Below are 13,804 nucleotides of genomic sequence, written 5' to 3' on the forward strand. Positions count from 1 at the left end.
GTCGAGCCTCAATCGCCGGTGCCCGGTTCCGGGGAAAAGAACTTCTCGAACTTCCCTTCCATGCCCTCGTACTGCTTGGCGTCGCCCGGGGCTTCTTTTTTCTGGGTGAGGTTGGGCCAGCTCTTGGCGTATTCCGTATTCAGCTCAAGCCACTTCTCGAGCCCCGGCTCAGTATCCGGCTTGATCGCATCGGCCGGGCATTCCGGCTCGCAGACGCCGCAGTCGATGCACTCATCCGGATGAATGACGAGCATGTTGTCGCCCTCGTAGAAGCAATCGACGGGGCAGACTTCAACGCAATCGGTGTATTTGCACTTGATGCAGTTTTCAGTGACGACGTAAGTCATCCCAAGGCTCCGGAGAGGTTCTAATTTTGAGTGTTTGCGTACCGCAGGACTTCCACAGCCGCAAGTGAAGATGCCTAGTCTCGCGGCACCGAGAGATCGGCATAAAGTCCAGTGACCGAGGCGGCATCGCCGCGGCGCTCTGTGAATCCAACCACCTTCAGCACCCGCACACCACGATCTAGCGCAATCGTTACGACGTCGCCGGCTTTGATCGCATGTCCGGGCGACTTCTCGCGCGCGCCATTGATGCGGACGTGACCGCTTTCCACCAAGGCCGCCGCGGCGCTGCGGGCGCGCACCACCCGCGCGTGCCACAGCCATTTATCGAGACGCTGACGCTCCACGCATCACCATCGGATCAACCGCGGGCCGCGCAGTGACGCTTAGTCCTTGCGGCCGGCGGAGAGTTGCTCCTTGAGCGCCGCGAGCTTCGCGAACGGGGAGTTCGGATCGATCGGCCGATCGCGCTCGCGCGGCGGCGCGCTGGAATGCACCTGCCGATGCGATCCGCCGCCCTGGTTGTCGCGGCCGCCCTTCGGCCCGCCCTTGAACTTGTCCTGGGACTTGTCGCGACCCTTGAAGCGTTCGCGGGACGGACGCCCCTCGCCGGCAGCCTCACTGCGCGGCGCACCTTGCCCCTCGCCCTCGCGGCGGTCGCGGCGAACATCGCCGCCCTTGCGGTCACCCCGCCGCCCGCCACGATCCGGACGATCGCCGCGCTTGGCCTCGCCGGCTTCGCCTTCCGGGGCAGCGGCCTGGCCGGCCTGCGGCGGACGATGGCGCTGACGATTGCGATCAGGCCGGGCGCGATGCTCGTCCGAGCGGCCACCCGGACGCCAGACCTCGACCATCTCGGGCTGAGCGGGTGCGGCACTCTCGACAGCCGGCGCAGCGCCGTCCGTATTGTCGGTGGTGGTGGCGTCGACGGCCGGCGCATCGGATGCAGCCGCTTCGGCAGTTGCCTCCTGCGCTGTGTCGGTCGCAGCAAGCTCCGCCTCCGGCACGGCGGCCGAATCCGGCTGCGATTCCACCGGCGACGATTCCGACGCGTCTGCTGCCGGCTCCGGCGCGGCTTGTTCGCTCGCCGCAACAGGCTGCGCCGCATCATTCGTCAGGTCAGCGACGTCGTCGGTCTCGGCAGCAACCGCCGGCTCAAACGCAATCGCGCCGGCAAGAATGGCGTGATCTTCGGCCGACAAGCCGGTTTCGGCCGAATCAGCCGAGGGAGCCTCGGGCGCAGCGTCCGGCAACTTTGCCGGCGCAGTGGTCGACGGCGGCAGCGCCGGCCGCTTCTCCATGCGATAGCCGAGCGCGCGCAGAATCGAGGCGAAGTCTTCGCCGGCGGAGCCGGTCAGCGAGGTCATCGACTGGGTGACGACGAAGCTGCGGCCGTCGAACGCGCCCGCCGGCTTCTCGCCTTGGGCGCCTTCGCGCCAGGCCAGCGCCGGGCGGATCAGATCGGCAAGCCGCTCAAGGATATCGACGCGCACGGCGCGCTCGCCGCACAGCCGGTAACCGAGCGTGCGGTAGGCGTCGCGATCGAGCGCCTTGTCGGCGGGGAATGAAGTGCGGCCGCTGCTGGCGAGATGCTGCGCGCTGGACAGCGCCGACATGTCGACATCGTCCAGCTTCTGCGCCCAGAGCAGCGAGGCGAGCGCACGCGCCGCCGGCTTCAGCAGCGATGGGACATAGATGTGATAGGCGCCGAACCGCACGCCGTATTTGCGCAGCGTCGCCCGCGACGGCTGGTCGAGGTCCTTCATCTCGGCCGCGATCTTGGCGCGTTCGATCACGCCCAGCGACTCGATCAACTGGAAGGCGATGCCGCGGCCGATGCCGGTGATATCCTCGGCCTTGGACAGCTCGAACAGCGGTCCGAGAATCTTCTCGATATGGGTCTTGAGCCAGAGATCGAGCCGGGTTTGCACTGCTTCGCGCGATGCGCCGGCCAGACGATCGTCGGCAATGATGCGCAGCCGCGGCCGCAGCACCTCGTCGGAGCCGACCAGCCGCCCCACCGCGTCGCCGGTCCAGCGCACAGTGCCGTCCGAGGTCAGCAGAAACTGCTCGTCGGGCGCGCCGGAGAGCTTCTCGGCACGGGAGTCGATTTCGCCCGCCAGAGCCTTCTGCGCAGTCGCCTGCAAGGCCTTCGCATCAGAGCCAGCTTCGGCTGCGTCGGGTGCAAATGTGAAGCCGTCGAGACGACCGATCACATGTCCCTCGACGATCACTTCGCCGGTCTTACCAATTTCCGTATTCAACATCGTGTTTTCCCGCAGGCGGCGCATCAATACACTGGTCCGACGATCTACGAAACGCTCCGTGAGGCGTTCGTGCAACGCATCTGACAATTTATTTTCGATGTCGCGTGAAATGCCTTGCCAGTGTTCAGGATCGGCCAACCAGTCGACCCGGTTGGCGACGAAAGTCCATGTCCGGATCTGCGCGATCCGTGCCGAAAGCGTATCGATGCCGCCATCGATCCGGTCGGCCTGCTCGACCTGGGCGCCGAACCAGTCATCCGGAATCCGGCCTTTCTGCATCAAAAAGCGATACAGCGTCGTTACCAATTCGGCGTGGGCCGCCGGCGCGATCTTGCGATAATCCGGGACCTGACAGACCTCCCATAGCCGCTCCACCGCTGCCGCGCCATGCGCCATGTCGCGCACATCGCCGTCGCGGGCGGCATGGTCGAGCACCCGCAGATCCTCGGCGGCCGGCGCGCGGGTCAGCGCATCGTGCCGCGGCGTCTCGGCCAGCGACACCTGCAGCGCGGCGATCGAGGCGAAATCGAGCTCGGAATTCCGCCATTGTAGCGTCTTTACCGCGTCAAAGGTATGATTTTGCAGTGCATTGACCAGTTCGGGCTCGAACGGCGCGCAGCGCCCGGTGGTGCCGAAGGTGCCATCGCGGGTGGCGCGACCGGCGCGGCCGGCGATCTGGGCGAATTCCGACGGGTTGAGCCTTCGAAACTGGTAGCCGTCGAATTTACGGTCGGAGGCGAACGCGACGTGATCGACATCGAGGTTGAGCCCCATGCCGATCGCGTCGGTGGCGACCAGATAATCGACGTCGCCCGACTGGAACATCGCCACCTGGGCATTGCGGGTGCGCGGCGACAGCGAACCCAGCACCACCGCAGCGCCGCCGTGCTGGCGCTTGATCAACTCGGCGATGGCGTAGACCTCGTCGGCCGAGAACGCGACGATCGCGGTGCGGCGCGGCTGCCGCGTCAGCTTGCGGTCGCCGGCGAATTCGAGCTGCGACAGCCGCGGCCGGGTGACGATGCTGGCGCCCGGCAGCAGCCGTTCGATGATCGGCCGCATCGTCGCAGCGCCGAGCAGCAGCGTTTCGTCGCGACCGCGGCGGCGCAGGAGACGATCGGTGAAGACATGACCGCGCTCGAGATCGGCGGCAATCTGCACCTCGTCCACCGCCAGAAACGAGACGTCGAGATCGCGCGGCATCGCCTCGACGGTCGAGACCCAGAACCGCGCCTTCGGCGGCTTGATCTTCTCCTCGCCGGTGACCAGCGCCACCGCGTCCGGACCGACCCGATCGACGATCTTGTTATAGACCTCGCGGGCCAACAGCCGCAGCGGCAGGCCGATCAGCCCGGAGGGATGCGCCACCATCCGTTCGATCGCCAGATGGGTCTTGCCGGTATTGGTCGGGCCGAGCACCGCGGTGACGCCGGCGCCCGGCGCCCGGTCATTGGTAAACGGCGCGGAGAATGATCGAGGCATTTTCGCTGGATTTCTGCGTCGCTGCGGTCAGTTGTGTGTCACATTGCGACGCCGCAGCGCACGCTGGTTAAGGTGTGGAACGAGTCCCGAACGAAACGCGGCCGAATCGCAGACTCGATGATTCCGGATCCTCCCGGCCCCAATATCTCGATGCGCTTCAGAGAAAGCGACACCAGATCAGGTAATTCTGCGAAACGCCAGGTCCCGACCCGGGTCGAATCCTCATATGTCATGCGTTCCGTGATTCCGGCGGGAGTCAACTGGATTCGAAGCCGGGCGAGGCCGAAGCCCCGCTCTGGTCGCTCGCCTGAGGTCTCGCGGCGCTGGAGCTTTTCCGTTCTGATAGAATCAGAACCGAAGCTCTGACTTTTTGTTCTGACGCGTTTTCTTCACGCGAACCGGTTTCCACTTCGCTCGAAAACGCTCTATTGGGTCCGCGAAACGGATTTCGGCGGGGTGGCCTTTGTGACGAACTGGGTCGCCTGCAGCACTGCGTTGCCAAGGGGGGTCGGAATCTTCAGCCTGAACGGCACCAACATCCGGGTTCCGGCGATCGGGGCCAGCCAAACCTCCATGCCGCGCTGCTCGACGAGATATTTGATCGCAGCGCGATCCGGAATGTAGCCGGACACCGGGGTAAAATAGATCCCGCAGACCAGCACCGGGCCTTGATAGCCCTTCTCCGCTTTCACCGTTTCGATGCGCTTGTAGTCCATCCGCAGATCGTAGCGCATCCGACCGTCGAAGATCGGCGTCGAAACCCGGCACGAATCCGGACTGATCAGGTCGCCGACGCCGGGCACGCGCAGGATCGAGCCGGTCATCGGATCGACCACGCCGCGACGGTGCGCCTCGGTCACCGGGATGCGGTCCGCGTCGTGCGGCTGCTCCGGCTCGATCGAGGACTCCTTCACGTTGCCGTTCGCCAGCGTGATCCGGATGGTTTCGGTCTTCTTGGCGCTGGTGGTGGTCGCCATGTAGTTCATCGGCGAGAATTGGCCGTTGACGAGGCGGCCCTGCGCTTCGCCGCTGCCATTGCCGCGCGAAAAAGCCTGGAGCACGCCCGACGTCGCGCCGTTGGCTGCGGCGGCGTAGCCGTCGTCGGTAATTTCGATCACCCATCCGCCCTTGCCGACTTCGATGCCGGCGAGCGTCGCCTCGTAGCGGGCGTCGAGCTTGCCCTGCGCGGCAGCCCGGTCGAGCGGCGCGATCGACGCGAGCCCGATCGTCAGAAGTCCGGCAATGAGGCCTGGCATCAGCGATGCATGAGCCTGCCGACGGGAGGGACGACTGACGGGAATGTTCACTAACGCTGGTCCTGCCTGCGGCAAAGAGCTCGCCGCTTCAACCGAGCTTGTCTCTTCGCGAACCGATCCAATACCATCATTTCGGAACCGAATGCGTCGTTTATATGATTGTAGATCGTTGATCGGCCGGGACAAAACAATGCCCGGGCGAATTCCCAAGGTTCCATTCGACCGCCTGAATCCGCTTTGAAGTCCGCTCCAGCTTGACGCTGGGCGCGAGCCCGCTTATAGGTCCGCGGTTCCTGAAATGGACGTTGATTGAACCCCTGCGCCAGCCTGTGCGCCGGCGGGGGATGACAGAGGATTTTCGCCATGTCCCGGCGCTGCGAACTGACCGCCAAGGGTGTCCAGACCGGCCACAAGGTCAGCCACTCGAACATCAAGACCAAGCGGCGCTTTCTGCCCAATCTGGTCAACGTCACCTTCCTGTCGGACGCGCTCGGCCGTCCGGTGCGGCTGCGGGTGTCGACCAACGCGCTGAAAAGCGTCGACCACCGCGGTGGTTTGGACGCGTTTCTGGCGAAGGCGAGCATCGCCGAACTGTCGCCGAAGGCGGCTGAGCTGAAGCGCGCGATCGCCAAGAAGAAGGCGGGCGAGCCGGCCGCGGTCGCCAGCTGATTCTTTTCAGCACTCGACATTGATCGAACGGCCGGGTTCACGCCCGGCCGTATTCGTTTGCGCGCGGCGTTAGATCGTGATCTTTTCCGAAGATCGCTATCCAGTTTTTTCGTGGTCATCAGGCGCTTTGATCTCCGGGCATCACCCGAGGACCATTCATTAGTCGAATCACGTATTTTACCGAGGTGACGGGTCAGCCGGACAAAAGCACAACCCGTTGAATAGGCCGATCGGTCAGAACAACTATGCCCCGGATACCGCGCCCGATCTGGATTCGTTGGGACCGCGATGCCCCCGCATCGAAGCGGGCGCGATGAAGCTGTCCACGCGCCTGACGCTGGCGATGGTCGCGCTGGTTCTTGTGACCACAGCAGTGCTCGGCTTCTTGAACTATCGCAGCATCGTCGAACTGGTGATGCCGCGCGCGCTGAAGCAGTTGCAGACCCACGCGCAGCTCAATGCGTTGTTGATGGATGCGCATCTGCGCGGCGCCCGGGCGGACGCTGTGAGTGCGCAGGCGTCCAGCACTCTGCGCGACTTGCTGTCGAACCGGCCCAAAGCCGCGGAGGCGCCGGGCGAGCCGGTGCCGGAATGGCGACGGCGCATCGAGGCGCGCTTCGCCGCGGAACTGGTCGCAAAGCCGACCTACGCCATTCTGCGTATCATTGGCCCCGAGGACGGTGGCCGCGAACTGGTCCGGGTCGATCGCCTGGGACCGAATGGCGGGATTCGCGCAGTGCCGGTATCGCAACTGACGCGGCGCGGCGACCGCAGCTACGTCCGGGAAGGACTGGCGCTTCCGCCGCACGACGTCGCTGTCTCCAAGATCGAACTGAACAGAAACGAGACCGGACTCGAGATCCCCTACGTTGCTACGATGCGAACGATGGCGCCGATCGACGCGCCCGACGGCACGCGCCTCGGCGTGCTGGTGATCAACACCAACCTGAGCGAGAACCTCGAACGGGTCCGCGACAGCGTCACCCGCGGAAACCTGATCTACATCGTCAACGCCGCAGGCGACTATCTCCTGCACCCCGATCGCTCGCGCGAATTCGGCTTCGATCGCGGCACTCCCAGCCGCATCCAGGATGACTTCCCTGCGTTCGCCGCCCTGCTGGACGGCAAGGATGAAGCGCCGCGGGTGATGGAGAGCAGCACCGGACAACGCTTCGGCGTCGGCTGGGATTGGGTGCGGCTCGCCGACGGACCGAGGGTCGGCGTGATCGAAATGCGCAACTATGCATCGCTGACCTCGGTGCCGAGAGCCGTGCGTGACGCGACGCTGACGGGCGGCGCGGCCGCAATTCTGGTGGCGATGCTGATGGCCGTGCCGCTGGCGCGATCTTTGACCCGACCGCTGGTCCGGATCACCAGATCGGTTCAGGCTTTCGCGCGGGGAGAAAAGTTCGAACTCACGCCCGGCGGAAGCCAGGAGATCAATCTGCTGGCCGACGCCTTCTCCCAGATGACCCACGAAGCAAATCGCAAGGCGATCGCCCTTGCGGCGGAGGTGGAGGAGCGCACCCGCATCGCAGGGGTGTTGCAGAACACCATCGACATCATGGTCGATCCGGTGCTGGTCGTGGACGCGCGGGGCACCGTCATCCTCACCAATCCGGCCGCCTGCGAGATGTTCGGCTCGCTGGCCGGCATCAGCATCCTCAACACCACACGCTCGTTCGATCGCTTCAGCCCCGACGGCAAGCCGCTGACGCCCGACAAGTCAGCATTGCTGCGCGCGTTTCTCGGCGAGACCATCGAGAATTTCGAGTTCATCGTGCAGCCGATCGGCTCCGCGCGGCGATCCTATCTGACCGCCAATGGTCGACCGCTGCGCGGCGAGACCGGTCAGATCCAGGGCGCGGTGATGGTGTATCACGACATCACCAAGACCAAGAAAGCCGAGGAGGCGCTGCGCCGCAGCGAACAGATGGCGCGAGCCATCGTCGATACCGCGCTCGACGCCTTCGTGCAGGTTGACGCGCTCGGGACGATCACCGAGTGGAGCCCGCACGCGGAGCTGGTGCTGGGCTGGCGACGCAGCGAAGCGATCGGCCGCAACGTCTTCCAGTTACTGATTCCGGCCGACCAGCTCGAACGGCGGACTGAAGAATTCAAGCGGTTCGCCTCGTCGCTCGGCCGCGACAGCAGCGGTTTCCGGGTCGAGATCGAGGTGCTCCACCAGGACGGAACGCCGACTCCGATCGAAGTGGCGATGACCGCGCTGTATCGCGACGGCAGCTTCGTCATCAATGCCTTCCTGCGTAACCTCACCGAGCAGATCGCGTTCGAGGAACAGCTCCGGCAATCGCAGAAGATGGAGTCGATCGGTCAGCTCACCGGCGGCATCGCGCACGACTTCAACAACATGTTGACGGTGATCACCGGCACCATCGACATCATCAGCGACGGTGTCGCCGATCAGCCGCATCTCGCCACGATCGCCAAGTTGATCAGCGAGGCCGCCGACCGCGGCGCGGAGCTGACCCGGCTACTGCTCGCCTTCGCCCGCAAGCAGCCGCTGCGGCCTGACGAGACCGACGTCAACGCGCTGGTGGCCGGTCTGCAGAGCCTGCTGCGGCCGACGCTCGGTGAACAGATCGAGATCGAGACCAGTTTCGACGACGGCGCGTGGCCGATCTATGTCGATCGTGGTCAGCTCGAATCGGCGCTGGTCAATCTCGCGGTCAATGCACGCGACGCGATGCCGAACGGCGGCAAGCTGACGATCGAGACCTGCAACATCGTCGTCGATCAGGAGCTCGCCAAGCGGTTCGGCAACGTCGAAAGCGGGTCCTACGTGATGATCGCGATCAGCGATTCCGGCTGCGGCATCCCCGATGCGATCCGCGGCAAGGTGTTCGATCCGTTCTTCACCACCAAGGAGGTCGGCAAGGGCACCGGGCTCGGTCTCAGCATGGTCTACGGCTTCATCAAACAATCCGGCGGCCACATCACGTTGTACAGTGAAGTCGGCCTCGGCACCACGTTCCGGCTGTATCTGCCGCGCGCCAGCACTGAAAACGAACGCGAAGCGGCGACGTCATCCGAACAAGGCGCTGTCGGTGGTACGGAAACAATCCTGGTGGTCGAGGACGACGCCATGGTGCGCAGTTACGTCAACGCACAGCTCAAGAGCCTCGGCTATACGGCGCTGTCGGTCGGCAACGCCACCGCCGCGCTGTCGATCAGCGACAGTGGCGCCGAATTTGATCTGCTGTTCACCGACGTGGTGATGCCCGGGCCCTATAATGGCGTGCAACTGGCGGCGGAGATGAGCAAACGGCGGCCCGGGCTGAAGGTGCTGTTCACATCCGGTTACTCGGAAAATGCGCTGATTTACAACGACCGACTCGATCCGGATATTCTGCTGCTGTCGAAGCCATATCGGCGGGCCGATCTTGCCCGCATGATTCGCCTGGCGCTGAACTCGACCGTCGGGTCCGAAGTCATCCAGAACGCCGCGGACGAGCACTTGAAGAACGAGCGGGTGGACGACAATGTCGAGCGATCGAGCGTCCGGCCGCTGTAGAGCACGATAACCGGCAAGCAGACGCCGGAACGACGGGACACCGGTTCGCGTGAAGCAAACGCGTCAGAACATCCGCTGGAGCCGCGCTTCAATCCTCGACGAGGGTGAACTGCAACAGCAACGTCCGCTGCAGCATCGAAAAATTGTCGTCCGAGACCAGCGTCAGCACGGTGGCGCCGGACGCGTCGAGATGCGCGTCGATGCCTTCCATGTTGTCGATCTCGTGGCCCAGATCGGCGTTGAAAAGCGCGGGGCCGTCGACGATCGCGCCGGGCGTCAGCGTCGACAGCGCGATCCGCCTGATCCGGATGTGCACGCCGTGGATCCAGGAGAACTTGCGCTCGAGGATCAGCAATTGGCCCGATGGTAGCAGCATCGCATCGCTGATGTCGAAATCCTCGGTGCGGCGAACCGCGAACTGGCCAGGGGTTTTTCCGCCGATCAGAAAGCCGATGACGTTACGATCGGCGTCGAGACCACGCTCGGAGATCGCAATCAGCGTGCCGGCGAGCGGCTGGCCCTTCGGCACCGCCACCAGCGATTCGATGCCCTTGTTGTTCGGCAATTTGCGCAGCGCCGGCGGCACCGCGATCGGCTGCCCCAGCGCCCGAACGCCGTCGCGGCCGAAGTCGAACTTCACGATCTGGTTGACGCGTTCGAAGCCGACATAGGCTGTGCCGCCGTCGAATGCGAGCGATTCGCTGTCGTACCATTTGCGCCGCGTCAGCGGCTGTCCGTCGGGGCCGAGCAACGGCGCCGCCTCGACGTCGGCGAGCCCGGTCATCTCGGCGCCGCTGTACACGATGCGGCCGGTGATCCAGGCGCCGCGGTCATTGATCGCGACGAAGCGCTCGCCCTTCGGATCGAGCTTCAGCCCCGACAGGCCGCCGAAGCCGCGGAACGGCGAGGTCAGCACCAGCCCGCTGCGAAACTGCAGCGCGCCGAACCGCCGGCCGGCGCGGTCGCGGAGATCAAAGGATTCGATCGGCCGCGCCCGCACCTCGATGCGCTGGGGCGCCGGGGTGGAGAATTCCTCCGGATCGAAGCGCTGCGCCTGGCTCTGCGCCAGCGCAGGGTGCGCCGCGAAAGCGAGACCCGCGGCGAGTGCGACGACGCGGCGGCGGCTGAGCAACCGCCCCGCTGCGGCCCCGCCGTCGCCAGTGGTCACGAATGCAGCCGGCGACGGCGCCCCGGACCGGCGGGCGCATCCGCGGTTTCGCTGAACAGTTCGGCGAGCTTCTCGGTGATCGCGCCGCCGAGTTCTTCGGCGTCGACGATCGTCACCGCGCGGCGATAATAGCGGGTGACATCGTGACCGATGCCGATCGCAATCAGCTCGACCGGCGAACGGGTTTCGATCTCCTCGATGATGTGGCGCAAATGGCGTTCGAGGTAGTTGCCGGGGTTGACCGACAGCGTCGAATCGTCGACCGGCGCGCCGTCCGAGATCATCATCAGGATCTTGCGCTGTTCGGAGCGTCCGAGCAGCCGCTTGTGCGCCCAGTCCAGCGCCTCGCCGTCGATGTTCTCCTTCAGCAGCCCCTCGCGCATCATCAGGCCGAGATTCTTTCGCGCGCGGCGCCACGGTGCGTCAGCGGATTTGTAGATGATGTGGCGCAGATCGTTGAGGCGGCCGGGGGTCGCCGGCTTGCCGGCCGCGAGCCACGCCTCGCGCGACTGCCCGCCCTTCCAGGCGCGGGTGGTGAAGCCGAGAATCTCCACCTTGACGCCGCAGCGCTCCAACGTGCGCGCCAGAATGTCGGCGCAGGTCGCCGCCACCGTGATCGGCCGCCCGCGCATCGAGCCGGAATTGTCCAGCAGCAGCGTCACCACGGTGTCGCGGAAGGTCGCTTCCTTCTCGCTCATGAACGACAGCGGATGGAACGGGTCGGTGACCACGCGCGACAGCCGCGCCGGATCGAGGATGCCTTCCTCGAGATCGAAATCCCAGGCGCGATTCTGCTGCGCCATCAAACGCCGCTGCAGCCGGTTGGCGAGCCGGGCGACGATGCCCTGCAGATGCGCGAGCTGCTTGTCGAGATAGCTCCGCAGCCGCTCCAGCTCGTCGTGGTCGCACAGATCCTCGGCCGCGATGACTTCGTCGAATTTCGGCGCGAAGGCGTGATATTCCGGCCCGCGCGGCTCGTTGGCGCCGCGGTTGTTCGGGCGCGTCGCCTCACCGGGCGTGTCGTCCTCGCCGACCTCGGAATCGTCGAAGGTGTCGGACGCGGACGCCTGCGCACTTTCCATTGCGCTGTCGCTCATCTCGTCGCTGGTCGCCTCGGCCTGCTCGGCGCTCATCTCCTGCGCGGCTTCGCTCTCCGGCGTGCCTTCGGCGCCAGACTGATCGTTCTCGCCTTCCTGCTTGTCGTCCTGGTTCTCGTCCTCCTCGGACTCGGTATCGCGGTCGTCGCCGAGTTCGAGGGCCTCGAGCAGATCGTGGATGGCGTCGCCGAACTTGCTCTGGTTCTCGGCGAAGCGCTCGAGCTGATCGAGCCGCGGCCCGATCTTGTCATCCAGCACCGGCCGCCACAGATCGACCAGCTTTCGCGCCGCCGGAGGTGGCGCGAGCCCGGTCAGGCGCTCGCGGACCAGCATCGCCAGCGCATCGGCCAACGGCGCGTCGGCGCGCTCGGTGATCTCGTCGAACTTGCCGCGGTGGAAGTGATCGTCGAGCATCGCGGTGAGGTTCTTGGCGACGCCGGCCATCCGCCGCGCGCCGAGCGCTTCGACGCGGGCCTGCTCGACCGCTTCGAACACGCCGCGCGCCTGCGGATTGCCCGGCATCAGCTTGCGATGCACTTTCGGATCGTGACAGGCGAGCTTGAGCGCGATCGAATCGGCGTGTCCCCGCACGATCGCGGCGTCGCGCTTGCTCATCTTGCGCGCCGGCTCGGGCAGACGCGCCTTGCCGGGCGCAAGACCCGGCCGCTCGGCGGCGAAGGTGACTTCCAGCTCCGGCGACTTGGCGATCGCGCGCAGGCAGGACGTCACCGCGCGCTTGAACGGCTCGGTCGGCGCTTCCTTCGATCCGGTGCGGAATTTGCTGTTGGTCGTCATCGCAGCGTGGACCTCGTTTCCTTCTCCCGTTGTGGGAGAAGGTGGCGCGGACCACGTCCGTGCCGGATGAGGGGGTCTTCTAGCAAGGGGCGTCACCCCTCACCCGCCTTCGCCTGGCGAAGGCGCCCTCTCCCGCAAGGGAGAGGGAAGCAGCTCAGCTCATTGCGACATTGACCGAGCTTTCCGGCAGCTCGGCGTTGAAGCAGCGCTGATAGAACTCCGCCACCAGCGGGCGCTCCAGCTCGTCGCATTTGTTGAGGAAGGTGACGCGGAACGCGAAGCCGATGTCGCCGAAGATTTCGGCGTTCTCCGACCAGGTGATCACCGTGCGCGGGCTCATCACCGTCGACAGATCGCCATTGGCGAAAGCGTTACGGGTGAGGTCGGCGAGCCGCACCATCTTGTTGACGATCTCGCGCCCTTCCGCGTTGCGATAGTGCCGGGCCTTGGCCAGCACGATCTCGACTTCCTCGTCATGCGGCAGATAGTTCAGCGTGGTGACGATCGACCAGCGGTCCATCTGGCCCTGGTTGATCTGCTGGGTGCCATGATACAGGCCAGACGTGTCGCCGAGGCCGATCGTGTTGGCGGTCGAGAACAGCCGGAACGCCGGATGCGGCTTGATCACTTTGTTCTGATCGAGCAGCGTGAGCCGGCCGGAGACTTCCAGCACCCGCTGGATCACGAACATCACGTCCGGGCGGCCGGCGTCGTATTCGTCGAACACCAGCGCCACATTGTGCTGCAGCGCCCAAGGCAGGATGCCGTCGCGGAATTCCGTGACCTGCTTGCCGTCCCGCACCACGATCGAGTCCTTGCCGACAAGGTCGATACGGCTGATGTGGCTGTCGAGATTGACCCGGACGCAGGGCCAGTTCAGCCGGGCGGCGACCTGCTCGATATGGGTCGATTTGCCGGTGCCGTGAAAGCCGGTGACCATGACGCGGCGATTCCTGGCGAAGCCGGCGAGGATCGCGAGCGTGGTGGCGCGGTCGAAACGATAGTCGCTGTCGACATCCGGCACATGCGGATCGGCCTCCGAAAAGGCTGGAACTTCAAGGTCACTGTCGATGCCGAAGACCTGCCGGACCGACACCTTCATGTCGGGCAGGCCGGTGATCTCCTGGGCTCTGGTCGTGGCGGCGGTCATCAATCCTCCGTGGTCCCGGACGCGCCCGAAACCCGATCTAT

General features: G+C 65.2%; 9 protein-coding genes. 2 read left to right on the plus strand and 7 right to left on the minus strand.

The features are described 5' to 3' along the window. Window positions 1–8: 8 nt before the first annotated feature. The 4 genes from fdxA to BMY71_RS03195 all read right to left on the minus strand — a co-directional run bounded on the left by fdxA (window position 9) and on the right by BMY71_RS03195 (window position 5,349). Window positions 9–347 (minus strand): ferredoxin FdxA, encoded by a 339-nt coding sequence (gene fdxA / locus BMY71_RS03180; protein ID WP_011500709.1) that lies wholly within the window; start codon window positions 345–347, stop codon window positions 9–11. A gap of 74 nt (window positions 348–421) precedes the next feature. Then, window positions 422–691: a S4 domain-containing protein gene (locus BMY71_RS03185; protein WP_011500710.1), complete on the minus strand. Its 270-nt coding sequence runs from the start codon at window positions 689–691 to the stop codon at window positions 422–424. 39 nt (window positions 692–730) lie between these two features. After that, complete coding sequence (locus BMY71_RS03190; RefSeq protein ID WP_092681622.1) at window positions 731–4,093, minus strand: helicase-related protein; 3,363 nt, start codon at window positions 4,091–4,093, stop codon at window positions 731–733. Window positions 4,094–4,518: 425 nt separating this feature from the next. Then, window positions 4,519–5,349, minus strand: coding sequence for a DUF3108 domain-containing protein (locus tag BMY71_RS03195; RefSeq protein ID WP_139202590.1), 831 nt, complete (start codon window positions 5,347–5,349; stop codon window positions 4,519–4,521). A 363-nt stretch (window positions 5,350–5,712) separates the two neighbouring features. Between BMY71_RS03195 and rpmB the strand changes: the two genes are divergently transcribed. Continuing rightward, entirely contained in the window at window positions 5,713–6,018 is a 306-nt protein-coding gene (rpmB, locus tag BMY71_RS03200; RefSeq protein WP_092681624.1) for a 50S ribosomal protein L28, read from the plus strand. A gap of 313 nt (window positions 6,019–6,331) precedes the next feature. Further along, the gene (locus BMY71_RS03205) at window positions 6,332–9,553 is read left to right on the plus strand and encodes a PAS domain S-box protein (protein WP_244525961.1); all 3,222 of its coding nucleotides are present in this window, start codon (window positions 6,332–6,334) and stop codon (window positions 9,551–9,553) included. A gap of 88 nt (window positions 9,554–9,641) precedes the next feature. Here the strand turns inward: BMY71_RS03205 and BMY71_RS03210 are convergent, their stop codons facing one another. The 3 genes from BMY71_RS03210 to cobS form a co-directional block, all read right to left on the minus strand. Next, complete coding sequence (locus tag BMY71_RS03210) at window positions 9,642–10,721, minus strand: esterase-like activity of phytase family protein (protein ID WP_175557593.1); 1,080 nt, start codon at window positions 10,719–10,721, stop codon at window positions 9,642–9,644. Next, entirely contained in the window at window positions 10,718–12,613 is a 1,896-nt protein-coding gene (gene cobT, locus BMY71_RS03215; protein WP_011500716.1) for a cobaltochelatase subunit CobT, read from the minus strand. Before cobT ends, BMY71_RS03210 begins: the two co-directional genes overlap by 4 nt. 154 nt (window positions 12,614–12,767) lie before the next feature. Continuing rightward, window positions 12,768–13,763 carry a cobaltochelatase subunit CobS gene (gene cobS / locus BMY71_RS03220; RefSeq protein WP_011500717.1) on the minus strand — a complete coding sequence of 332 codons (996 nt, stop codon included), beginning with the start codon at window positions 13,761–13,763 and terminating at the stop codon, window positions 12,768–12,770. Window positions 13,764–13,804: the final 41 nt, after the last annotated feature.

The organism is Rhodopseudomonas pseudopalustris (assembly GCF_900110435.1).
Classification (GTDB): Bacteria; Pseudomonadota; Alphaproteobacteria; order Rhizobiales; family Xanthobacteraceae; genus Rhodopseudomonas; species Rhodopseudomonas pseudopalustris.